This is a genomic window from Brevibacterium sp. LAARM2_SD2 (assembly GCF_057364785.1).
Genome location: NZ_JBNFOM010000003.1, coordinates 114,231 through 134,655 on the forward strand (window position 1 = coordinate 114,231; position 20,425 = coordinate 134,655).

The following is a 20,425-nucleotide window of genomic DNA, read 5'->3' on the forward strand; positions in this document are numbered from 1 at the left end:
CGGTCGCCCTCGACCTGCCGCGCGCCCGTCCCTCCGGCGACAGGCCGGCATGATGGTCAGTAGAGTGAGAGTGAGTCGCCGCGGCAGCCGAGGCCCGGTGTGTCGAACGAGGAGCCGCGATGGACGACCTGACGCTGAGCACGCTCACCTGGCTGCGCATGGTGCGCTTCGTCCAGAACAGCAATCAGCTCTCCAACGACCACCTCAAGCAGTTCGATCTCACGGTCGGACAGTTCGAGGCGCTCGCGAACATCCGCGCCTATCAGCCGATCACCCAGTCCGACCTCGCCGAGCGGCTCACGGTCAGCGGCGGCGGGATCTCCCGGATGCTCACCCGCCTCGAACGCGACGGCCTGATCGCCCGCCGTCAGGACTGGAAGACGAAGTACATCTCGCTCACCGACAAGGGACGAGCCCTGCTCGAAGAGGCCTTCCCCAGCCAGCTCGCCCTCCAGTCCTCGATGTTCGACGACGCCCTGAGCGAATCCGAGCGCATCGAGCTCCACGCGCTGATGAAGAAGCTCTACGAGCGCAGCGCCGCACGCCGCAGCGCACTGCCTGGGACCAACGGGGAATAATCCTCCGGACTCCTCAGTTGACATGACAAACGAGAACGTCATCGTCACCCAAGGAGACACCGTGCCCGAGTCCCAGAACCTCATGAAGGAGCTGAACTTCGACCCCAGCCAGGGCCTGCAGTTCGGCATGTACACCCTCGGCGACCACCTGCCGAACCCCGCCGACGGCTCACGCGTGAGCGCCGGCGAGCGCATCCGCGAGTTCGTCGCCTACGCCAAGGCCGCGGAGGAGGCCGGCTTCGACTTCTTCAGCGTCGGCGAGAGCCACCAGGAGTACTTCGCCTCGCAGGCCCACGCCGTCATCCTCGGCGCGATCGCCCAGGCGACGTCGTCGATCCGCGTCGGCAGCACCTCGACGATCCTCTCGACCTCGGACCCGGTCCGCGTGTTCGAGAACTTCGCGACGATCGACCATCTCTCCGGCGGCCGTGCCGAACTCGTCGCCGGCCGTGCCTCACGGGTCGGCCTCTTCGAGCTCCTCGGCTACGATCTGCGCGACTACGAGGAGCTCTTCGAGGAGAAGTTCGACCTTCTCCTCGAGATCGCCCGCGAGGAGTCGCTGACGTGGAACGGGCAGTATCGCGCCCCGCTCACCGATGCCGCGGTCATCCCCCGCCCCGCGCAGGAGACGTTCCCGATCTGGCGAGCCGTCGGCGGTGCGCCGACGAGCGCGATCAAGGCCGGACTCGCGGGCGTCCCCATGGTCATGGCCCACCTCGGCGGGACCACCTCGGTGTTCAAGACGACCGTCGACGCCTACCGCGAAGGCGCCCGCCATGCCGGATACGACCCGGCGACCATGCCGATCGCCACGGCCGGGTTCCTCTACACGGCACCGTCGTCGCAGGATGCCCTCAAGGAGCTCTACCCGCACGTCAACGAGGGGATGCGCCGGGTCAACGGGCAGGGCATGCCCAAGCAGCTCTTCGCCCAGAGCGTCGACCCGCGCAGCATCGTCAACATCGGCAGCCCCCAGGAGATCATCGAGAAGATCCTCCACCAGCACGAGGTCTTCGGCCACCAGCGCTTCCTCGGCCAGATCGACTTCGGCGGGATCCCGTTCGACCGGGTGATGAAGCAGATCGAGACGATCGGCTCGGAGATCATCCCCGCCGTGAAGAAGTACACCGCGCAGCCGACCGCCGCCGATTCCGACGGCTCCGACGCCCCTGCCGAGGCGGCCTCGGGTGACGGCGAGACCGCGGGCACGAAGAGTGAGGAGCTCGTCTGATGAGAATCGTCGTCCTCTCCGGCTCGAACGTCGGGACGAAGACCCGCACGGTCATGGAGTACGTCGCGCAGGCGGTGATGAGCTTCGACCCGGACGTCGAGGTCACGCTCATCGACCTCGCCGAGGCGGACATGGTCTTCAGCGACGGCCGGAACTTCACGGAGTACTCCGGGGACACCGGGCGGATCACCCGGACGCTCATGGACGCCGATGCGATCATCATCGGCACCCCGATCTTCCAGGCCTCGATCCCGGCGACGCTGAAGAACGTCTTCGATCTGCTGCCGACGAACGCCTTCCGCGACAAGGTCGTGGGCATGGTTGCGACCGCCGGTTCGGCGAAGCACTTCCTCATTCCCGCCCAGCAGCTCACCCCGATCCTCACGTACATGAAGGCGCAGGTCGTCCAGCCCTACGTGTTCGTCGAGGAGAAGGATCTCCACCGCAATCAGATCGTCAGCAGCGACATCACCCAGCGCCTCGACCGCCTCGTCGAGGACACCATCGTGCTCACCCGCACGTACACCGCGATCCGCGAGGAGAGGGAAGCCGCCTACGGCTTCTGAGCCGGCCACGCCGCCAGGTGCATTGCGACAATGAGGCTGGTTCGTCAAGCGAATCCCGGAGAGCAGAATCCGCTCTCCGGGATTCGCCGCATCTGCCCGCATCAATGCTGGTGAGAGCCGAGATTCACGGAGGTTTGCCGAAGTCCGCCCAGGGTCCTGCCAAGCTCCGTGAATAGGGTTCTGGTTGTCATTTCAACTCACCTGGAGGACAACATGTACGCCACCACCGGACTGCCGACACTTGCCCGCGACGTCATTGCCCTCATTGCCCGCATCGGGCTCGGAGTCATCCTCATGGCCCACGGCTGGCAGAAGTTCAGCGAATGGACCATCGCCGGAACAACCGATTCGTTCTCGCAGATGGGAGTGCCCCTCCCCGAGGTGGCCGCCCCGTTCGCGACCTTCGTCGAACTCATCGGCGGCGCCCTGCTCATCCTCGGCGCCTTCACTCCGATCGTCGCCGTGCTCATCGCCGCGAACCTCCTCGGAGCCCTCGTCATCGTCCACTTCATCCCCGCCCCGTTCGTCAGCGAGGGCGGTTGGGAGCTCGTCGCCGCACTGTCCGCCGGAGCGCTCCTCATCGCCGCGATGGGACCCGGCCGCTTCAGCGTCGACCGCTTCCTCTTCACCGGTTCGAAGAAGTCGAAGTCGGCATCGCGTGCTGCCCGCACCAGCGGTGCGCACTCGGTCGCGACGGCCTGACGTGTCGTGACGGCCTGACTGAGAGCAGCTCCGAGGGCCGCTCGTCCCCACTGGGGCGAGCGGCTCTCGTCGCATTCCCCGGAAGGGGCAGCCTTTGTCGCATCCCCAGCTCACCCTCCTCCGGTCGGACCACCTCGGCGCCGATGCCCCTCCTCTGCCAAACGGCGCGATCTTCGCTAGACTGGAGGTGACGCGGCGATCGGGACGACCCGGTCGCTGTCCTACGCGATGAGGACGGCCTCGTAGAACTGGATCAGACCGTCATGAATGCCGCACTCCGCAGCATCATCACCCCCGCAGCCGTCATCCGGCTCATCCTCGGCTGGGGCGCTGTCGTCGCCCTCGCCGTCTTCGGCTCCTCCCTCGAGGCTCCTGCCCCGGCGCCGCTGCTCATCACCGCGCTCGTCGTCATCATCGGCGTCATCCTGCTCTGCGCCTTCGGAGTCGTCCACGAAGCCGAGCATCTGGCGCACCGCCTCGGCGATCCCTACGGTTCGCTCGTCCTCACCCTCTCGATCGTCCTCATCGAGGTCATCCTCATCGCAGCGGTCCTCCTCGGTCCAGGCGACCATGCGACGATCGCCCGCGACTCCGTCATGGCCGTGGCGATGATCATCCTCGGCGCCGTCGTCGGCATCTGCCTGCTCGTCGGCGGCCTGCGGCACGGGGACATGGAGCACAACCGCACGGGCACCTCGGCGTACCTCAGCCTCCTCGTCGTCCTCTCCGCGCTCGCATTCGGCCTGCCCGCCGTCATCGGCGAGGACGGCAGCTATCTGCCGTGGCAGGAGATCCCGATCATCGTGCTGACGATCGCGATCTACGTCTTCTTCCTCGTCCGCCAGATGGGTGCGCAGGCCGATGACTTCCGCGAGGTCGACCCGCGCCTCGTGCGCTCAGGCGCGGCGCAGGTCGAGACGGCGGAGGCCGACGCCTCAGCGGGCTCAGGGCGCGCCGGCACAGCGCAAGCTGGCACCGTTCACACCGGCCCGGCGGAGGCCACCGCACGGCCCGGCGTCCTCGAGATCATCGCGACCCACCGCGTCGAGATCGTCGCTCGCCTCACCCTCCTCGTCATCACCGTCCTGCCCATCGTCCTCCTCTCCCATGACATGGCCGCGCTGCTCGATGACGGGCTCAGCCGCCTCGGCGCCCCGACCGCCCTGTCGGGCATCGTCATCGCGATGATCGTCTTCCTGCCCGAGACGATCACCGCCATCCGCGCCGCCTGGCAGGGTGAGGTGCAGCGGGTGAGCAACCTCTGCCACGGTGCGCTCGTGTCGACCGTCGGACTGACCATCCCCGTCGTCCTCGTCATCGGCCTCCTCACCGGCCAGCAGATCGTCCTCGCCGAGGGTCCGGCGAACCTCCTCCTGCTCGGCGTCATCATCCTCCTGTCGGTGGCGACATTCGCCGCCAGGAGGGTCACCGCCGTCCACGGGGCGGCGCTGCTCATCGTCTTCGCCGCCTACGGGATCAGCGTGTTCTCGTAAGCGACCTCGCCGAGGCGGCGGGTCCCTCGCGGCCCGACGACGCAGTCTGTCCCAGCCCATCCGCAAAATCGCCGACCCGTCGCCGTGACCGGCCGATCCGTGGCAGGCTGAAGACACCTCGTGCGGTGCGACCCCACCGCCGATCGAGGGAGAGAGGAGGAGTGAAGATGCGCCACGACGCCGAGCGCTCGGTCACGCACGCCTTCCTCGAGGCTCCCGTGCCCGCACATTGGCAGGTCGTCGTCAGGCAGCTGAACGCCAGTCCGTTCACGCGCCTGAACAGGGACGACATCCTCGTCGAGGCAACCGGCCTCCTCCTCGTCGCACCGTCGGCGGAGGTGGTCGCCGCCTGCCTCGGCAGCCTCCTCGACGCACTCGAACAGGTGCCCTCCGGATTCGTCACGGTCCGCACCGCCGAGGAGGTCGTTGCCGCCGACGTCCCCGCGGGGGCGTGGGTCCTCCTCCCCCATCGTGCGGACGGATGGGTTGAAGCCGAGACCGCCTCGGCGCAGCTCCACAGAGAGTTCGTCGCGGAGAACACTGCGCGGACCCGCGCCGGCAGCGCAGGTGACGACACTTCCGACGAATCCCCGCGCACCCCGAGCATCACCGTCATCGAGTACGGGATCAACCTGTGGTTCTGGGCCGAACCGCCGTCGTCCGGGGGCGATCCCGTCTGCCACGCTGGGGAGCTCATCAGCTGGGAGAGCGCGTGGACGCTCAGCGACGCCGCGACCACCGCAGCGGTGCGGCCGCCGATCCTCTTCGGGCTGCCGCCGGTGCTGCGCCGACGGCGAACAGCCGGCTGAGCTCGCGGTTCACCGGGCAGCCGCGACGGTCACCGCAGGGTCGATCCTCTCGTCACCGCGGACCGTGCGTGCCCACGACCGACCTGACCTCCTCGACGAAGGCGAGCGCGGCCGGGCTCGGATTGAAATCACTCCACGCGAGGTATTCGGTGCGAGTCGGACCGCTGGTGACCGCCACCGTCGTCAGGCCCCGTCCCGCAGGCACCACCGCCGGGGGCAGGAGCGCGATCGCGAGGTCCGCGCTGACGAGATCGAGGATCATCTCTGCGGTCATCACCTCGAACGCGACGGTGCGCGCCAGCCCGGCGGCGGCGAACGCCCGGTCGGTCTGCTCCCGACCGGGACTGCCGACGGGGAAATCGACGTAGGTCTCGTTCGCGATGTCGGCGAGACTGAGGCGACGTCGTCCGCCGAGGCAGTGCCCGGGACCGAGGACGGCGACGTGACGTTCCTCGGCGAGGACGAGATGGTCCGTTCCCGCAGGGCTCACCGTGGCCGGCAGTCCGAGCACGGCGGCGTCGAGCTCGCCGGCGCGAATCTCCGCGATGAAGCGTCGGCTGTCTCCGGCTCGCATCGTGATCCGCACATGGGGATGTCTGGCGTGCAGTGCGGCGAGCACGGCCGAGAGGTCGAGGGCGGTGACCGTGGGAATGACGCCGATCGACAGCGTCCCGCGGATCTCACCGGCCGCTGCCGCAGCGACGGCCCCGGCCCGATCGGCGGCCTCGAGGGCGGCGCGGGCGGCGGGAATGAACGCGGCACCGGCATCGGTGAGGTCGACGCGCCGGCTCGTGCGCGCGAAGAGCGTGACGCCGAGTTCACGTTCGAGGACTTTGATCTGATGGCTGAGCGCCGACTGGACGACGTGACACCGCGCGGCGGCTCGCGTGAAGTTCCGCTCCTCGGCGACGGCGATCGCATAGCGCATCTGCTGAAGCTCCATGCATTTATCGTCGTACACGATCGCTGAGATGAAAAGCATGTGTTGGACTCATTGCTGATTCGGGCGGACTCTGGAGACATGACTTCGACGATCTCACCTCCGCATCCCTCGCCCACCCGGTCCCGCCTCGGCGCGACTCTCGCCACCGCTCTCGCTCCTGCCGTCTGGGGCACGACCTACCTCGTCACGACGGCTTTCCTGCCCGCCGACCATCCGCTGTTCGCCGCGCTCATGCGCTCCCTGCCGGCGGGCCTCATCGGCCTGCTCATCGCCCGTCGGCTGCCGCAGGGTTCGTGGTGGTGGAAGGCGCTGGTCCTCGGGACCCTCAACATCGGCGTCTTCTTCCCGCTCCTCTTCGTCGCCGCCGGTCGCCTGCCGGGCGGAGTCGCGGCAACCTTGGGGGCCACGCAGCCGATCCTCGTCACAGTCCTCGCCGTCGTCATCCTCGGCGAACGGCTCTCACGGTGGCGACTGGCGTGGGGCATCGTCGGCGTCATCGGTGTCGGCATGGTCGTCCTCGGGCCCGGGGCCGGCTTCGACCCCATCGGTCTCCTCGCCGGCATCGGCGGGGCGGCGTCGATGGGCGTCGGTGTCGTCCTCGTCAAGCGCTGGGGCCGCCCGCCGGGGTTGAGTGCGGTCGGCTTCGCCGGTTGGCAGCTGACCGCGGGCGGGCTCGTCCTCCTCGTTCCCACACTGGCCGTCGAGGGCGTGCCGGAGCGCATCGATGCGGCGGGAGTCGCCGGCTATCTCTGGCTCGGCATCGTCGGCGGCATCCTCGCCTACACCCTGTGGTTCCGCGGGTTGGGCCGCCTGCCAGTGACCGCGACGGCCCTCCTCGGGCTGCTCTCACCGCTCGTGGCAGCGGGCCTCGGCGCGCTCTTCGCCGGTGAACGCCTCACCCTGCTCCAGATCGCCGGCTTCGGTCTCGCGCTGGCCGCGCTGGCCTGCGGACAGCTCGCCCCACCTCGGCGGGGACAGCCCACGTGACGACGGACCGCCTCGGCGATGACGATCTGAAGCCCCTTGACTCACGGTCGTAGGCTGAGGATATGGAGTTCAGGTATCTCGGAAACAGCGGATTGAAGATCTCGGAGATCACGTACGGCAATTGGCTCACCCACGGTTCGCAGGTCGAGAACGACATCGCGACGAAGAGCGTCCATGCCGCCCTCGACGCCGGCATCTCGACGTTCGACACCGCCGACGTCTACGCCAACACCGCCGCCGAACAGGTCCTCGGCGACGCGCTGGCCGGGCAGCGACGGGAGTCGGTCGAGATCTTCACGAAGGTCTACTTCCCGACCGGCCCGAAGGGGCACAACGACACCGGACTGTCGCGCAAGCACATCATGGAGTCGATCAACGGGTCGCTCACCCGCCTGGGCACCGACTACGTCGACCTCTACCAGGCGCACCGCTACGACTACGAGACGCCGCTCGAGGAGACGATGCAGGCCTTCGCCGACATCGTCCGGGCCGGCAAGGCGCTCTACATCGGTGTGAGCGAATGGAACGCCGACCAGCTGCGCGCCGGTCACTACCTCGCCCGGGACCTCGGCATCCAGCTGATCTCGAACCAGCCGCAGTACAACATGCTGTGGCGGGTCATCGAACCGCAGGTGGTGCCGACGTCGAAGGAGCTCGGCATCTCGCAGATCGTCTGGTCGCCGATCGCCCAGGGTGTCCTCACCGGCAAGTACAAGGTCGGTCAGCCGGCCCCTGCCGGGTCGCGCGCCACTGATGACAAGGGCGGGGCGGACATGATCTCCCGCTACCTCAATGATGAGACGCTCACGGCGGTCGCGAAGCTCGAGCCGATCGCCGCCGACCTCGACCTGACGATGGCCCAGCTGGCGATCGCGTGGGTGCTCGCCAATGACAACGTCGCCACCGCTCTCGTCGGGGCGTCGCGTCCCGAGCAGATCGCCTCGAATGTCGCCGCAGCCGGGGTCAAGCTCGACGCCGAGGTGCTCGATCGCATCGATGAGGCGCTCGGTGATCTCCCGGAGACGGATCCCGCGAAGACGAAGTCCCCGGAGACCCGCATCGTCTGACGCGCATCTCGGGTCGCGCCGGCGGGTCCCGGGCAGGAAGCGGAGCGATCACTCCCGACAGGCAGTGGCTCGAGCGCCTGGCGCTGGGTGGCTCGAGCGATCCGGCGCGGGGTGGACGCTCCGGCGCGTATCCCCCGAGGTGGATCTGCTAATCCCCCGAGGTGGATCCGAGCTGAAGATCAGCGGATTGTCGAGCTCGATCCACCTCGGAGAGCCGAGTCGGCAGGATCAGCGCGGAGCGTTCATGCGGTGGAGCAGCGGATTGGGCTGTCGTCGGTGTGGATCGTCAGACGGGCCCGTTGCCGCCGCGCCGCACCGAATCTAGGGCACGGTTCTCGTGCGCGCCGGTGTCTCGGCCGGTGCGAAGATGAGGGGCGACGCCAATGCAGTGAGGATGCCGGCGGGCAGGCTGAGACTGGCCAGTGAAAGCACATACTCCCAGACCGCGATCGGCGGGGGCCGGACGAAGCTGCCCGAGGCCAGGCTGACGAGCATCACTGGGGTCAGAGCCGCGGCGAATCCGAGAACGAAGCAGAAGACCACCGCGCTCAGACGACCATGCAGCCGTGGCGCCGTCCTCCGAACGACGAAACTGCACGGAATGCCCATGACCACGCCCAATCCGATGCCGATGCCAAGGGCCCACCGTGTGGCGACGAGGAAGCCGTCCACAGGCCCGATCGACATACCGTCCCCCGTGACTATCTGCGGAACCAGCAGGAGGAGCACCATGGTGACCACCCCACCGAGTCCGCCGATTCCCCCAGCGAGAACGACGAATCGCCAGACTGTTCCCCATTTGCCGAGCACCATGCATCCAACCTAACTGATCACCGTCAGGGACGCCGGTGGTCGTGGCGTGCGGCCATGAAGGCGCGCTTGAGGTTGGTCGAGGGCGCGTGGTCGCCGCGATGTTGTGGCCGATCAACGCCCGCCACTGGCCACGGCCTACTTGTAGAAGCCCTCGCGGAGGTTGATGCCGTATTCGACCCACGCCTTGAGCGCGGCGAGCATACCGGTCCAGCCCATCGAGTTGCCGAAGGCACCCTCGGCTCCGCCGACGGTCGTCTTCCACGCCTTCTCCGTGATCGTCACGAGCGTGCGGGTTCCATTGTCGACCGGCGCGAACTCGAAGGTCGTCGTCGTCTTCGGGGTCGTCGTGTGCTCCGAGCCCTCCCACGCGATGACGATCTTCTCATCGGGGATGGTCTCGATGACATCGACCGGGAAGCGCCCAGGGAAGTCAGCGAAGTCCCAGGTCACCTCGGCGCCGGGGTCGAGTCGACCGCGGGCGCCGCCGGTCGTGAAGTACTTCGAGAGCTGCTCGGGGTCGGCCACCGCCTCATAGGTCTCATGGGGCGTCTTCGAGATGTAGCCGGTGACCGTGAAGGAGAGCTCCTCCAGCGGGGCCTGCTTGTCGTTCTGCTCATCATTCATGTGATATTTTTACCACATGTCTGAGGAGAAGGGAACAGGTTCGCGCCGAGGCGACCGCGCGGAAAGCGGATCCGCCGACTCTCGCGACGACGCGGTGTTCAAGGCGCTGGCGAATCCGACCCGGCGTCGCATCCTCGACCTCCTCCGCGCCGAACCGCGGACGACCGGCGCCGTCGCCGCCGAGTTTCCCGACCTCGATCGCACGACGGTCCTCCAGCACATCCGTGTGCTCGAACACGCCGAGTTGCTCACCGGTCGCAGGGTCGGCCGGACCCGGGTGCTCGCCCTGGCTCCGTTGCCGATCAAGCGGATCCACGACCGGTGGATCGGCGACTATGCTCATGCCGCCGTCGAACTCCTCGCCTCCCTCGACACCGAGGCTGAGTGACCCGGCCACTGCGCGCACTCATCTTGGCCAGTCTCGGAGTCTGCGCCGGGTCCAGGGTGAAATCCGCGGTCTGCTCCCTCTAGTCCCGGCCACCCGATGTGCCGGCTCGCCGCGCGGCGACGATCCATGACACGAGTCCCGCGAGCAGGAGGATCCCGGCGCACAGCAGGAAGGTCACGGTGTCGCCGAGGTAGGTGAACCCCACCCCGCCGATGACCCCGGCGATGCCGAGGCCGATGTCGAAGCTCATGTTCCACGCGACGCTCGCCCGCGCCGGAGTGCTCACGGCGGTGAACGCCATGACGAGGCTCGCCGACTGGAGGGTGCCCAGCCCCAGCCCGACCACCGCCATCGCCAGCCCGAGGACGACTCCCCCGCCGGTGATCGCCGTGACGATGAAGCCGCAGGCGGCCAGGCCGACACCGGCGAGGTTGAGCCCGAGCGGCGAGCGCGCATCGGCGACGGCTCCGGCGGCGAAGCGCCCGATGACGGAGAACACCTGCATGATCCCGATGTAGATCGCCGGAGTGGCGATCCCCTCCCCTGGACCGAAGCCGACGATGAGTCCGAAGGTGACCATGCCGATGAGGAACGGCGCGAGCATGGTGAGCAGAGGAAGGATCTCGCCGAGGCGGTGCCGGCCCTGCGAGGACACCTCGCGGCCGGCATCAGGGCCCGAACCCCGGGCACCGACGTCGCGCGACCCCCGGGGCACCAGCGTCATGGCCTGAAGCCTGAGCATCAGCGTCAACGGCGCGGTGTGTGCCCGGCAGCCCGTCGCGCTCGGCGCCGGGCGGCGGGACCGGCACACGCCCGGGCAGGAAGCGGATGATCGTCGGTGCGGCGAGCAGCAGGGTTCCGCACGCGATGAGGCGGAACGACCACACGGGGACGACGCCGATGAGCCACAGGCCGAACGGCGCACCGAGGGCCGCCGCGAGCGAGGTGATGCCGCCGAAGATGCCGAGCGCCTTCCCCAACCGGCGCGGTGCCACCGTCCCCGGGACCGCGGCGTTGGCGAGGACGACGAAGAGGCCGAACCCCATGCCGCCGAACACCCCGGCGAGGACGAGGCTGAGCAGCGGCTGCGTCACGATGAGGCCGCACACCTGCCCGAGCACCTGGAGTCCGAGGGCGACGAGCAGGGCCGAGCGCAGGCCGAGCCGCGCGCCCAGCCACGGGGCGAAGGGCTGGACGGCGATGACGCCGATCATCATCGTCGTCAGCACCGCGCCGCCGGTCACGGTCGCGAGCCCGCCGATCGCCCCGATCGAGACCATCGTCGAATAGCTGAGGAAGAACCCGGAGAAGCCGAACATCGCCGACCACACGAGCCCGAGCAGGGCCGGGGTCAGAGTGCGACGATCATCCATACTCGCACGTTACGTCATCGCATCGCCGAGGCGGCTGCGGATCTCGCAATCGACCATGTCCGTGCGCTCCCCAACCGCAGGTCTCCGCTGGTCGGACGTGCCGTCTCCCATGGAGAGAGCTGTCATCTGGTGTTCCTCGACGTTCTGTAGAATCGCGGCATGACCTCGTCGCAGCTTCCCGACAGCCCGTCCTCCGGCCTCATCGACACGGCTTTCGTCCTCCGCTACGAGCCCCTGTACGAACTCACCGAGCTCGAGGCTGAGATCTTCGATTCGATCGCCCCGAAGGTCGTGCGCCGCGAGGGCTACAAGCGCAAGAACTTCCTCAAGGTCGTCGAGTGGAAGGCCGTCGCGGTGTTGCCGATGGCCGAGAAGCTCTCCGGCGACGACATCGACTACGTCACCGCCGTCGCCCTCGACGATGACACCCCGAACCATCTGCGCCTGCCCTTCCTCAAGGTCCTGCCGGGAGTCGGCAACCCTCTGGCCAGTGCCCTGCTCACGGTCTTCGATCCGAAGAAGTACGCGATCCTCGACGCCCGCGCCGTCGGCGTCCTCCACGACCATGGGCTGCTCGAATCCGCCAACCCGTCGCATGTCGACTACACCGCCTACCGGAAGCTCGTGAAGTCCCTGGCCAAGGGCGCGAACTGCGCACCCCTCGACCTCTACCGCGCCCTCGTCGCGTACTCCCGCCAGCCGCAGGGCTGAGCGTCGCCGACCTCCGGCGGCCTCAGAGCGCGCCGGCCGCCGCCAGCGCCGGCACCACCCGATCCCGGGTGAGCGGGGCGAACTGGCGCTCGACGGTGTCGGCGGGCATCGGAGCGCACGGGAACCATCCGGCCGCGGCGATCTCGGCCTGATGCCTGATATCGGTGAGGTCGAGCCCGGCCGGCACACCGTCGTAGACGAAGACGTCGCCGATGACCCGATGGTCGGCCTCATTGGCGGCCGCCGCGGTGAACTCCCCGAGCGACGAGAGCCGGGCGGGATCGAGGTCGAGTCCGAGCTCCTCGGCGATCTCCCGGATGATCGTGTCCTCCGGGGTCTCACCCGCCTCCGGTTTGCCTCCGGGCAGCATGAACGACGTCGTCCCGGTCTTGCGGACCATGAGGAGCTCCGGGCGGTCGGGGTGGATGACGACGAGCGCGCTCACGCGGATGTCCCTCATGGTGTCCTTTCGCCGAGGCGGTGGTGTCCGGTTCAGTCCGACCAGAGGCCGGAGGCGCCTCGGCGATGGGAGCCGACGAGGTGCGTGTCCACCATACCGACGGCCTCCATGAGCGCATACATCGTGGTCGGACCGACGAAGCGGAACCCCTCGCGCTTGAGCGCCTTCGACAGTGCCGCCGATTCCGAGGAGGTCGTGGGCACCTCGGCGATCGTCTGCGGTGTCGGGGTCTGCGCGGGCCGGAAGCTCCAGATGAACTCGGCGATGCCGCCGGAGTCCCGCAGCGCGATGATCGCCCGGGCGTTGCCGATGCATGCCTCGATCTTCCCGCGATGGCGGATGATGCCGGGATCGGCGAGGAGGGCTGCCACCTCGGCGTCACCGTAGCCGGCGACGGTGTCGACATCGAAGTGGGCGAAGACCTCGCGGAACCGTTCGCGCTTCTTGAGGATCGTCAGCCACGACAGTCCCGCCTGGAAGCCCTCGAGGCTGAGGCGCTCGAAGAGCCCGGACTCATCGCGCACGGGCAGACCCCACTCGGTGTCGTAGTACTCGAGCAGGAGCGGATCCCCGTAGGCCCACGGGGTGCGCGCGAGACCGTCCTCACCGACGACCGGGCCGCCTGCCATCGTCTCCGCTGCGCTGGACTCCACGGCGCTCGTCTCCTCCCTCATGGTGCCGCTGCCTCCTTGAGAGTCTCCCACAGCGCTGCGACGTCGCTGCGCTCCGTCGTCAGGGAGCCGATCGAGATCCGCACCATCCACCGCCCGTCGAGCGTCGACGGGGACACGTACGCGCGCCCGGAGTCGTTGACCGCCCGCGCCCACTCCCGGGTGTGCGCGTCGAGGTCCTCCCCGGTCAGGCCCGGCGGCTCATGGCGGATGCACACGGTCTGCAGGGGCACGGGGGCGACGACGGTCCAGTCCGGTTCGGCCTCGACCTGCGCGGCGAACCAGCGGGCGTTCTCAAGGTCGCGGCGCAGGCGGGCGCGGATCGCCTCGGCGCCTTCGATGCGGAGCATGAACCACAGTTTGAGCGCCCGGAACCGGCGTCCCAAGGGCACGCCCCAGTCGCGGAGGTTGGTCACCTCGGCGTCCCGATCGGACTGCAGGTACGAGGGGTTCGTCGACATCACCGCCTCGAGATGGGCGGGATCGCGGACGAAGAACAGGGAGCAGTCGAAGGCGACCCCGAACCACTTGTGGACGTTGATGACGAGCGAATCGGCGCGATCGATGCCGTCTGCCATGCCCCGCATCTCCGGGAGGATGAGGGCGGAGCCGGCCATCGCGGCATCGACGTGGAACCACAGTCCGTGCGCGGCGGCGACCTCCCCGATCGCCGCGAGCGGGTCGAGTCCCGTGGTCGTCGTCGTTCCGCACGTCGCGACGACCGCGGCGGGGACGGCACCGGCCGCACGGTCCGCCGCGACCGCTTCGGCGAGGGATTCCGGATCCATCGCGAAGTCCTCGTCGACGTCGACCCAGCGGATCTGGTCCTCCCCGAACCCGGCGAGGAGCACGGCCTTGCGCACCGAGGAGTGCGCGTACGGGCTGAGGTAGACCGTCAGCGGAGCGCTCGCCTGGGTGAGCCCGGGTCCCATCATCGCGAAGTCCGAGGCGCGCTCCCTGGCCTCGAGCATCGCGAGCAGCGTCGCCGTCGAGGCCGTGTCCTGGATGACCCCGCGGAAGTCCGCGGGCAGCCCGAAGAGGTCGCGGGCCCACCCGAGGACGACCTGCTCGACCTCCGACAGCGCCGGGGAGGCCTCCCAGGACAGCCCGAGCACTCCGAGCCCCGAACTCGCGATGTCCCCGAGCACCGAGGAGAGCTCGCTGTTGGCGGGGAAGAAGTTGAAGAACCGCGGATGCTGCCAGTGCGTGAGCCCGGGCATGACGATGTCATCGAGATCCCCGAGCACCGCGGTCGGGTCCTCCCCGTCCTCCGGCGCCGAGGCGGCCAGCTGAGCGGCGATGTCACCGGGGGCGACACTCGCGCGCACGGGCCGCTGCGGCAGGGAGGCGCGGTAGTCGGCGATCCAGTCGATGAGGTCGTGGCCGTGCCGCCGGAACTCCTCGGGCGTCACCGACGCACCGCCCGGCGACGCGCGCCGGATCCGCGGCCCGACTCCCTCACCATCACTCGGTGCCGCCGGCGATGTTCTCCTGCATGTGGAGGAACTCGACGTGGCGCTCGTACTTGTCGAGGACGTCATCGATGAGCTGGTCCTTCGTGTAGCCCATGATGTCGTAGCCCTGACCGGCTCCGCCGTCGAGGTAGACCTCCATCCGGTAGTAGTCCTCGGTGCCGCGCGGGACGCGGCCGCCGAACGACGGCACACTGACCTTGTGCGGCCACACCTGGTAGCGGAACGGGTACTGGCCCTCGCCGTCGACCTCGAGTTCGACGAGGTCTCCGTTCTCGTCGAAGCGCCCCTCGGAGTCGACCCGCCCGCAGCGGGCGGAGATGCCGCGTGAGCGCATCTCCTCGGCGATCTCCTGCATCGTCGGCAGGAGCACGTTCTGCTCGTAGTCGCGGACCTTGCTCCCGCTGGGGAACGCGAGCACCCGGGAGAGCTGCTTCTTCCACGTCTCCGATCCCCGGCCCGACCGGCGGGCGAGCGAGCCCGAGAGGCTCTGCTCGACGCTGTCGACGCGGTTGCCTTCGACGCGCAGGGCTCTGTAGAGGCCGATCATCACGAGGATGATGACGAAGGCGAAGGGCAGACCCATGATGACCGTCGCGCTCTGCAGCGCGCCGATCCCGCCGACGATGAGCATCGCCACGGTCAGCGCACCGGTGAGCACGGCCCAGAAGATCCGCAGCCCCGCCCGTCCGTCGTCCTGCGGGGTGGGCAGGAACGAGGAGAGGTTCGCCATGACGAGGGCCGCGGAGTCCGCCGAGGTGACGTAGAAGAGGAGGGCAGTGAGGGTTGCCAGAGCCGCGACGACGGTGAAGGCCGGGTACTGGGCGAGCAGCTCGTAGAAGCCGCCCTCGGGATTGAGCATCGTCTGCTCCCCGAACTCCAGGTTGCCGCTGCGGATGATGTCGAGTGCGGAGTTCCCGTAGATCGAGATCCACATGAAGATGTAGATGAAGGGGATCGTCAGGGTGCCGATGACGAACTGGCGGATCGTGCGGCCCCGCGAGATGCGGGCGAGGAAGAGTCCGACGAAGGATGCCCAGGCGATCCACCAGGCCCAGAAGAACAGCGTCCAGTCCGTCATCCACGTGCCCGTGTCCTCGAAGGCGAAGGTCTGGCCCACCATGTTCGGGAAGAGGCGGACGAAGTCGGTGACGTTGAGGACGAATGCGTTGAGGAGGAACTGCGTGTTGCCGGCCACGAGCACCCAGATGCTCAGGGCGATCGCGGCGAAGACGTTGAGCAGGGAGAGGAACTTGATGCCCTTGTCGACGCCGGAGACCGCTGAGAGCGTGGCCACGCCCACGCCGATGACGACGATGGCGACCTGGGACGCCACGGACACAGGCAGGCCGAAGACGACGTTGAGGCCGACGTTGACCATGACGACGCCGATGCCGAGCGAGGTGGCCACACCGAAGATCGTGCCGAGGAGGGCCGCGAAGTCGACGGTGTCGCCGAGCGTCCCCTGGACCCGCTTGCCGAAGAGCGGGGCGAGTGCCGAGCGGATCGCCAGCGGCATGTTCATCCGGTAGGCGAAGTAGGCGAGCGCGATGCCCATGAGGGCGTAGAGGCCCCAGCCGCTGAGCCCGTAGTGGAAGAGCGTCCACACGGTCGCCTCACGGGCGGCGTCGACGGTCCCGGGTTCCGTGCTCGGCGGCTGCAGGTACTGCGTAACGGGTTCGGCCACGGCGAAGAACATGAGGTCGGTGCTGATGCCGGCGGCGAAGAGCATCGACGCCCACGACAGGAGACCGAATTCGGGCTTCGAATGCTCGGGGCCGAGCTTCGTCGACCCGTACCGGGAGGCGGCGAGGTAGATGACGAAGACGAGGACGATCGCGACGAGGAGGACGTAGAACCACCCGAACCAGTCCGAGGTCCACCCGACCACAGCACCGAGGACGGCCTGGGCGTTGACGGGGGCGAGGAACGCCCACAGTGTGATCGCGAGCGTGCCGACGGCCGCCGCGATGAAGACGCGCTTGTTGACCGGTGGCAGGTTCTTCTTCGACCTGCCCGCCGCGTCCTCGTTGGATTGCTTTGCCTGGAGTGTCATCTCTTCGCTCCCTCGTCCGGCGACCGACCGCCGCGATGTCATGGGCAACTGGGGGTTCATGGGGCAACTAGGGGTACATGGGCAACACGAGATTGGGGATTGGGGGTCTTGGAGAGCCGTGTCCCGGACTCGATGATCACAGGCCGCCGCACTTCCGGCAACCGACGATGGAGGCTACCATATCCGAATTTTCGGTAGCGCACCCCTGAATTCTTGGCAAAATGAGACGCGGGCCACACTCCGCGGGTCCCGCCGAGGGCCTGTGGTCCGCTGACCAGCCCAGGCGCAGCCCGAGCGGACGCTCGGGCCACCGCCTGGACGGATCTCCTCAGAGTGAGACGAGGAGGAGGACCGTCGCCATGACGACTCCCGAGCCGAGGAACGTGATGAACGTGTAGCCGAGGATGTCGCGCATCTTCAGGCCCGCGATCGCGAGCACCGGCAGCGCCCAGAACGGCTGGAGCATGTTCGTCCACTGGTCGCCGTAGGACACCGCCATGATCGCGATCGACGGGTCGACGCCGAGCTGGTTGGCCGCGTCGAGCATGATCGGACCCTGCACGGCGAACTGGCCGCCGCCGGAGGGGACGAAGAAGTTGACGAGGCCCGCCGAGAGCAGCGCGAGGACGCCGAAGGAGACGGGGTTGGCGATCGAGACGAACGCATCGGAGAACACTGCGATGAGTCCGGTGCCGGACATGATGCCGAGGATGCCGGCGTAGAGCGGGAATTGGAGGAGGATCTCCCCGACGTTCGATGCCGCGTCCTTGGTCAGGGCGATGAGTTCGAACGGGTTCCGCACGAGGAGGAAGATGAGGGCGAGGAAGGACCAGTTGACGATGTCGAGGGTCAGTCCCCCGCCCTGGGCGAAGTGGATGATGAGGTAGGCGACGAGGGCGAAGCCGATGACGAGGGTGAGGATGCGGGAGGCGTCGATGCGGTCAGCGGGTGTGACGATCTCCTCGACGAGGGGGCCGCGCTCCCCCGAGGACATCGATTCGGGCATCTCGTAGACCGTGGCGCCCTGCTTCGGGGCGATGAGGTAGAAGAGGACGCTGCACACGACGATGACGCCGAGGATGGCGAGCAGATTCCACGTCGAGAAGATCGTCTCGCTCACGGGCACGATCTCACCGCCGAGGGAGTCGGCGAGGAACGAGTCCGGGGTTGCGGCGGTCAGCGGACCCGACCCCGAATAGCCCATGTGCCAGACGACCATTCCGGAGTAGCCGGCGGCGACGAGGAGCGGGAAATGGACCTTGATGCCGCGCCGGCGCGCCTGGACGGCGACCTCCCTGGCCAGGAGTGCACCGACGACGAGGCCGAGTCCCCACGTGATGAGGCTCGCGACGGCGGCGACGAGGAAGACGAAGACGTAGGCGAATGCCGGGGATCCCGGCACCTGTGCGAGCCGGGAGAGCAGCGCCTGGACGGGGCCGGTGTTGGCGAGGATGTGGCCGAGGAGCAGGATGAGGCACATCTGCGTCATGAACTCGAGCAGCCCGGAGAGGCCGACGCCCCAACTCGTGACGACCTCGACCGGGCTCGCCCCGGTGAGGATGAAGGCGAGGACGGCGACGATGAGGGTGAGCACGATCGCGAAGGTCAGGGCCGAGGGGATCCACTGCTCGAGGACCCGGTTGATCGGTCGCATCACCCCTTTCGAGGCCGCGACGTTCTTGTGGGCAGACGGCGTCGGTGCCGACATGAGGACCTCCTGCTGGGAAAGTGCTGTGTATCACTTCAGGATACAGTGAGCGCCGTCACCGCCTGCGGGGACCCGCACACGGCGAAGGCGCCGTCCGCGGATGCGGACGACGCCTTCTGCGCCGGGTCGGACTCAGCGGCGGCGAGCGCTCACGCCCTCCCGCCGTGCTGAGTCCTCGGCCCTCACTTGTCGCTCTTGAACACGAGCTGCTTGTTGACGAACTCGTCCATCGCCAGCGGGCCGAGCTCACGCCCGACGCCGGAGCGCTTGACGCCGCCGAAGGGCAGGTACTCGCGTGAGCCCTCGGGCGCATTGATGAAGACCATGCCCGAGTCGATCTGCGCGCCGACGCGCTCGGCGCGCTCGACGTCGCCGGAGAACACGGCGGCCCCGAGGCCGAAGGGGGTGTCGTTGGCGAGTTCGACGGCCTCGTCCTCACTGCTCACCTTGTAGACGATGACGGCGGGGCCGAAGAGCTCCTCGTAGTAGCCGCGCATGCCCTTCTCGACGTCGGCGAGGACGACGGGTTCGACGTAGGCGCCTCCGCCCTCGTACTTCTTCCCGCCGGCGAGCAGGGTCGCGCCCTGGCTCACGGTGTCCTGCACCTGTTCGACGAAGCGGTCGGCGGCGGCGACCGAGGACAGCGGAGACAGGCGCGAGCCCTCCTCCCCGGGAACCTCGGGGGTGGCCTTCTTCGCGGCGGCGGTGATCGATTCGAGGAACTCGTCGTAGACGTCGTCCATGACGATCATCCGCTTGGGCGAGTTGCAGGCCTGGCCGGTGTTGCCCATCCGGGTGTTGAAGAACGTCTTCGCGCTCTTCGCGACATCCTCGGTGTCGAGGAGGATGTACGGGTCGGAGCCGCCCAGTTCGAGGACGACCTTCTTGAGGTTCTTGCCCGCCTCCGCGGCGACGGCGGCTCCGGCACGTTCGGATCCGGTCAGGGACACGCCCTGGTTGCGGGGGTCGGGGAGGATGAGGTCGGCGACCTGCTCGTTGCTCGCGTAGATGTTGATGTACGCGCCCTCGGGCAGACCCGCCTCGGTGAAGATCTCCTCCATGATCGCCGCCGACCGCGGGCACTGCGGGGCATGCTTGAGCAGGATCGTGTTGCCGAGCGCGAGGTTCGGGGCGGCGAAGCGGGCGACCTGGTAGTACGGGAAGTTCCACGGCATGATGCCGAGCAGCGAGCCGACGGGCTTGCGGCGGATCCATGCGGTGCCGTCCTCGGGACCGCGCAGCGGCTCATCGGCGAGGAACGCCTCGGCGTTGTCGGCGAAGTAGCGGTAGATCGCCGAGCTCAGCGCGACCTCGCCCTTGCCCTCGGGCACGGACTTGCCCATCTCGAGCCTGATGACCTCGGCGAGCTCTTCGGCGCGTGCGGCGTAGATCTCCGCGACCCGCGTGAGCAGGGCCGCGCGTTCGGCGACCGGGGTCTGGCTCCACTCGGTGAACGTCGTCGCCGACCGGTCGATGGCGGCCATGATCTCCGCGTCCGTGGCCGTCGGGAACTCCTCGACGACGTCGCCGGTGGCGGGGTTGGTGACGCGATACAGGGTGGACATGATGGACCTCTTCTCTGCTTCGATGCCGGGAATCGTCGGTGACCGCAGGCCCTCGCCGAGGTGGTCACCGCGTGTACGTCCCACGCTATGGCCGATCCGGGTCCGCGGCAATTCCCCTTCCCACCGAATTCCCTGGATGCTTGCTCGTGCCGGCATGCTCGCCTCGCTCGCCCGCGGATGCCCGGGGATCGATGCCTCGACCCCCGGG

At 68.3% G+C, this 20,425-nt stretch carries 21 protein-coding genes; 10 read left to right on the forward strand and 11 right to left on the reverse strand.

What is annotated here, in order from left to right; translation table 11 throughout:
* Window positions 1-119: 119 nt before the first annotated feature.
* The 6 genes from AC2W7K_RS03070 (at window position 120) to AC2W7K_RS03095 (ending at window position 5,379) form a co-directional block, all read left to right on the forward strand.
* Entirely contained in the window at window positions 120-578 is a 459-nt protein-coding gene (locus tag AC2W7K_RS03070; RefSeq protein WP_198499512.1) for a MarR family winged helix-turn-helix transcriptional regulator, read from the forward strand.
* 22 nt (window positions 579-600) lie between these two features.
* Window positions 601-1,809, forward strand: a complete 1,209-nt coding sequence (locus tag AC2W7K_RS03075; protein ID WP_232623678.1) for an LLM class flavin-dependent oxidoreductase — start codon at window positions 601-603, stop codon at window positions 1,807-1,809.
* Window positions 1,809-2,375, forward strand: a complete 567-nt coding sequence (locus AC2W7K_RS03080; RefSeq protein WP_198499513.1) for an NADPH-dependent FMN reductase — start codon at window positions 1,809-1,811, stop codon at window positions 2,373-2,375. The genes AC2W7K_RS03075 and AC2W7K_RS03080 overlap by 1 nt, the downstream gene beginning before the upstream one ends.
* Window positions 2,376-2,588: 213 nt before the next feature.
* Window positions 2,589-3,077, forward strand: coding sequence for a DoxX family protein (locus AC2W7K_RS03085; protein ID WP_198499514.1), 489 nt, complete (start codon window positions 2,589-2,591; stop codon window positions 3,075-3,077).
* Between the two features lie 263 nt (window positions 3,078-3,340).
* Window positions 3,341-4,570 (forward strand): calcium:cation antiporter, encoded by a 1,230-nt coding sequence (locus AC2W7K_RS03090; protein WP_198499515.1) that lies wholly within the window; start codon window positions 3,341-3,343, stop codon window positions 4,568-4,570.
* Window positions 4,571-4,737: 167 nt separating this feature from the next.
* Window positions 4,738-5,379, forward strand: coding sequence for a hypothetical protein (locus tag AC2W7K_RS03095; RefSeq protein WP_198499516.1), 642 nt, complete (start codon window positions 4,738-4,740; stop codon window positions 5,377-5,379).
* A 52-nt stretch (window positions 5,380-5,431) separates the two neighbouring features.
* On the opposite strand, the gene AC2W7K_RS03100 is transcribed toward AC2W7K_RS03095, so the two are convergent.
* Entirely contained in the window at window positions 5,432-6,361 is a 930-nt protein-coding gene (locus tag AC2W7K_RS03100) for a LysR family transcriptional regulator (RefSeq protein ID WP_232623679.1), read from the reverse strand.
* Between the two features lie 39 nt (window positions 6,362-6,400).
* Here AC2W7K_RS03100 and AC2W7K_RS03105 point away from each other — a divergent pair, with 39 nt between their 5' ends.
* Window positions 6,401-7,309 carry an EamA family transporter gene (locus AC2W7K_RS03105; protein ID WP_198499517.1) on the forward strand — a complete coding sequence of 303 codons (909 nt, stop codon included), beginning with the start codon at window positions 6,401-6,403 and terminating at the stop codon, window positions 7,307-7,309.
* A 62-nt stretch (window positions 7,310-7,371) separates the two neighbouring features.
* Window positions 7,372-8,376: an aldo/keto reductase family protein gene (locus AC2W7K_RS03110; RefSeq protein WP_198499518.1), complete on the forward strand. Its 1,005-nt coding sequence runs from the start codon at window positions 7,372-7,374 to the stop codon at window positions 8,374-8,376.
* Between the two features lie 321 nt (window positions 8,377-8,697).
* On the opposite strand, the gene AC2W7K_RS03115 is transcribed toward AC2W7K_RS03110, so the two are convergent.
* Both AC2W7K_RS03115 and AC2W7K_RS03120 read right to left on the reverse strand, forming a co-directional pair.
* Window positions 8,698-9,189: a hypothetical protein gene (locus AC2W7K_RS03115; RefSeq protein ID WP_198499519.1), complete on the reverse strand. Its 492-nt coding sequence runs from the start codon at window positions 9,187-9,189 to the stop codon at window positions 8,698-8,700.
* A gap of 135 nt (window positions 9,190-9,324) precedes the next feature.
* A complete protein-coding gene (locus AC2W7K_RS03120) occupies window positions 9,325-9,813 on the reverse strand; it encodes an SRPBCC domain-containing protein (protein WP_198499520.1) in 489 nt (162 codons plus the stop codon).
* A 16-nt stretch (window positions 9,814-9,829) separates the two neighbouring features.
* On the opposite strand from AC2W7K_RS03120, the gene AC2W7K_RS03125 reads away from it, so the two are divergent.
* Window positions 9,830-10,201: an ArsR/SmtB family transcription factor gene (locus AC2W7K_RS03125; protein ID WP_198499521.1), complete on the forward strand. Its 372-nt coding sequence runs from the start codon at window positions 9,830-9,832 to the stop codon at window positions 10,199-10,201.
* Window positions 10,202-10,280: 79 nt separating this feature from the next.
* Here the strand turns inward: AC2W7K_RS03125 and AC2W7K_RS03130 are convergent, their stop codons facing one another.
* Together AC2W7K_RS03130 and AC2W7K_RS03135 are read right to left on the reverse strand one after the other, a co-directional pair.
* On the reverse strand, window positions 10,281-10,925 hold the full coding sequence (locus tag AC2W7K_RS03130; protein WP_486005741.1) for an MFS transporter: 645 nt from the start codon (window positions 10,923-10,925) through the stop codon (window positions 10,281-10,283).
* Window positions 10,870-11,574, reverse strand: a complete 705-nt coding sequence (locus tag AC2W7K_RS03135; protein ID WP_486005742.1) for an MFS transporter — start codon at window positions 11,572-11,574, stop codon at window positions 10,870-10,872. The genes AC2W7K_RS03130 and AC2W7K_RS03135 overlap by 56 nt, the downstream gene beginning before the upstream one ends.
* Window positions 11,575-11,733: 159 nt before the next feature.
* On the opposite strand from AC2W7K_RS03135, the gene AC2W7K_RS03140 reads away from it, so the two are divergent.
* Window positions 11,734-12,285, forward strand: a complete 552-nt coding sequence (locus AC2W7K_RS03140; protein ID WP_198499523.1) for a hypothetical protein — start codon at window positions 11,734-11,736, stop codon at window positions 12,283-12,285.
* A gap of 22 nt (window positions 12,286-12,307) precedes the next feature.
* Here AC2W7K_RS03140 and AC2W7K_RS03145 read toward each other — a convergent pair whose 3' ends face one another.
* The 6 genes from AC2W7K_RS03145 to AC2W7K_RS03170 form a co-directional block, all read right to left on the reverse strand.
* On the reverse strand, window positions 12,308-12,745 hold the full coding sequence (locus AC2W7K_RS03145) for an NUDIX hydrolase (protein WP_198499524.1): 438 nt from the start codon (window positions 12,743-12,745) through the stop codon (window positions 12,308-12,310).
* A 32-nt stretch (window positions 12,746-12,777) separates the two neighbouring features.
* Window positions 12,778-13,419: a DNA-3-methyladenine glycosylase I gene (locus AC2W7K_RS03150; RefSeq protein ID WP_232623680.1), complete on the reverse strand. Its 642-nt coding sequence runs from the start codon at window positions 13,417-13,419 to the stop codon at window positions 12,778-12,780.
* Complete coding sequence (locus AC2W7K_RS03155; RefSeq protein WP_198499525.1) at window positions 13,416-14,828, reverse strand: pyridoxal phosphate-dependent decarboxylase family protein; 1,413 nt, start codon at window positions 14,826-14,828, stop codon at window positions 13,416-13,418. Before AC2W7K_RS03155 ends, AC2W7K_RS03150 begins: the two co-directional genes overlap by 4 nt.
* Before the next feature lie 52 nt (window positions 14,829-14,880).
* Window positions 14,881-16,944 carry a choline BCCT transporter BetT gene (betT, locus tag AC2W7K_RS03160; protein ID WP_232623681.1) on the reverse strand — a complete coding sequence of 688 codons (2,064 nt, stop codon included), beginning with the start codon at window positions 16,942-16,944 and terminating at the stop codon, window positions 14,881-14,883.
* A 328-nt stretch (window positions 16,945-17,272) separates the two neighbouring features.
* The gene (locus AC2W7K_RS03165) at window positions 17,273-18,652 is read right to left on the reverse strand and encodes a short-chain fatty acid transporter (RefSeq protein ID WP_198499527.1); all 1,380 of its coding nucleotides are present in this window, start codon (window positions 18,650-18,652) and stop codon (window positions 17,273-17,275) included.
* A gap of 182 nt (window positions 18,653-18,834) precedes the next feature.
* A complete protein-coding gene (locus AC2W7K_RS03170) occupies window positions 18,835-20,217 on the reverse strand; it encodes an NAD-dependent succinate-semialdehyde dehydrogenase (protein ID WP_198499528.1) in 1,383 nt (460 codons plus the stop codon).
* Between the last annotated feature and the right edge of the window lie 208 nt (window positions 20,218-20,425).

What these genes read in the sequence shown, in the direction of transcription:
- AC2W7K_RS03070 (WP_198499512.1), top strand. Translation starts at nt 120, where the DNA reads ATGGACGACCTGACGCTGAGCACGCTCACCTGGCTGCGCATGGTGCGC.
- AC2W7K_RS03075 (WP_232623678.1), top strand. Translation starts at nt 601, where the DNA reads ATGACAAACGAGAACGTCATCGTCACCCAAGGAGACACCGTGCCCGAG.
- AC2W7K_RS03080 (WP_198499513.1), top strand. Translation starts at nt 1,809, where the DNA reads ATGAGAATCGTCGTCCTCTCCGGCTCGAACGTCGGGACGAAGACCCGC.
- AC2W7K_RS03085 (WP_198499514.1), top strand. Translation starts at nt 2,589, where the DNA reads ATGTACGCCACCACCGGACTGCCGACACTTGCCCGCGACGTCATTGCC.
- AC2W7K_RS03090 (WP_198499515.1), top strand. Translation starts at nt 3,341, where the DNA reads ATGAATGCCGCACTCCGCAGCATCATCACCCCCGCAGCCGTCATCCGG.
- AC2W7K_RS03095 (WP_198499516.1), top strand. Translation starts at nt 4,738, where the DNA reads ATGCGCCACGACGCCGAGCGCTCGGTCACGCACGCCTTCCTCGAGGCT.
- AC2W7K_RS03100 (WP_232623679.1), bottom strand. Translation starts at nt 6,361, where the DNA reads ATGCTTTTCATCTCAGCGATCGTGTACGACGATAAATGCATGGAGCTT.
- AC2W7K_RS03105 (WP_198499517.1), top strand. Translation starts at nt 6,401, where the DNA reads ATGACTTCGACGATCTCACCTCCGCATCCCTCGCCCACCCGGTCCCGC.
- AC2W7K_RS03110 (WP_198499518.1), top strand. Translation starts at nt 7,372, where the DNA reads ATGGAGTTCAGGTATCTCGGAAACAGCGGATTGAAGATCTCGGAGATC.
- AC2W7K_RS03115 (WP_198499519.1), bottom strand. Translation starts at nt 9,189, where the DNA reads ATGGTGCTCGGCAAATGGGGAACAGTCTGGCGATTCGTCGTTCTCGCT.
- AC2W7K_RS03120 (WP_198499520.1), bottom strand. Translation starts at nt 9,813, where the DNA reads ATGAATGATGAGCAGAACGACAAGCAGGCCCCGCTGGAGGAGCTCTCC.
- AC2W7K_RS03125 (WP_198499521.1), top strand. Translation starts at nt 9,830, where the DNA reads ATGTCTGAGGAGAAGGGAACAGGTTCGCGCCGAGGCGACCGCGCGGAA.
- AC2W7K_RS03130 (WP_486005741.1), bottom strand. Translation starts at nt 10,925, where the DNA reads ATGACGCTGGTGCCCCGGGGGTCGCGCGACGTCGGTGCCCGGGGTTCG.
- AC2W7K_RS03135 (WP_486005742.1), bottom strand. Translation starts at nt 11,574, where the DNA reads ATGGATGATCGTCGCACTCTGACCCCGGCCCTGCTCGGGCTCGTGTGG.
- AC2W7K_RS03140 (WP_198499523.1), top strand. Translation starts at nt 11,734, where the DNA reads ATGACCTCGTCGCAGCTTCCCGACAGCCCGTCCTCCGGCCTCATCGAC.
- AC2W7K_RS03145 (WP_198499524.1), bottom strand. Translation starts at nt 12,745, where the DNA reads ATGAGGGACATCCGCGTGAGCGCGCTCGTCGTCATCCACCCCGACCGC.
- AC2W7K_RS03150 (WP_232623680.1), bottom strand. Translation starts at nt 13,419, where the DNA reads ATGAGGGAGGAGACGAGCGCCGTGGAGTCCAGCGCAGCGGAGACGATG.
- betT (WP_232623681.1), bottom strand. Translation starts at nt 16,944, where the DNA reads ATGACACTCCAGGCAAAGCAATCCAACGAGGACGCGGCGGGCAGGTCG.
- AC2W7K_RS03165 (WP_198499527.1), bottom strand. Translation starts at nt 18,652, where the DNA reads ATGTCGGCACCGACGCCGTCTGCCCACAAGAACGTCGCGGCCTCGAAA.
- AC2W7K_RS03170 (WP_198499528.1), bottom strand. Translation starts at nt 20,217, where the DNA reads ATGTCCACCCTGTATCGCGTCACCAACCCCGCCACCGGCGACGTCGTC.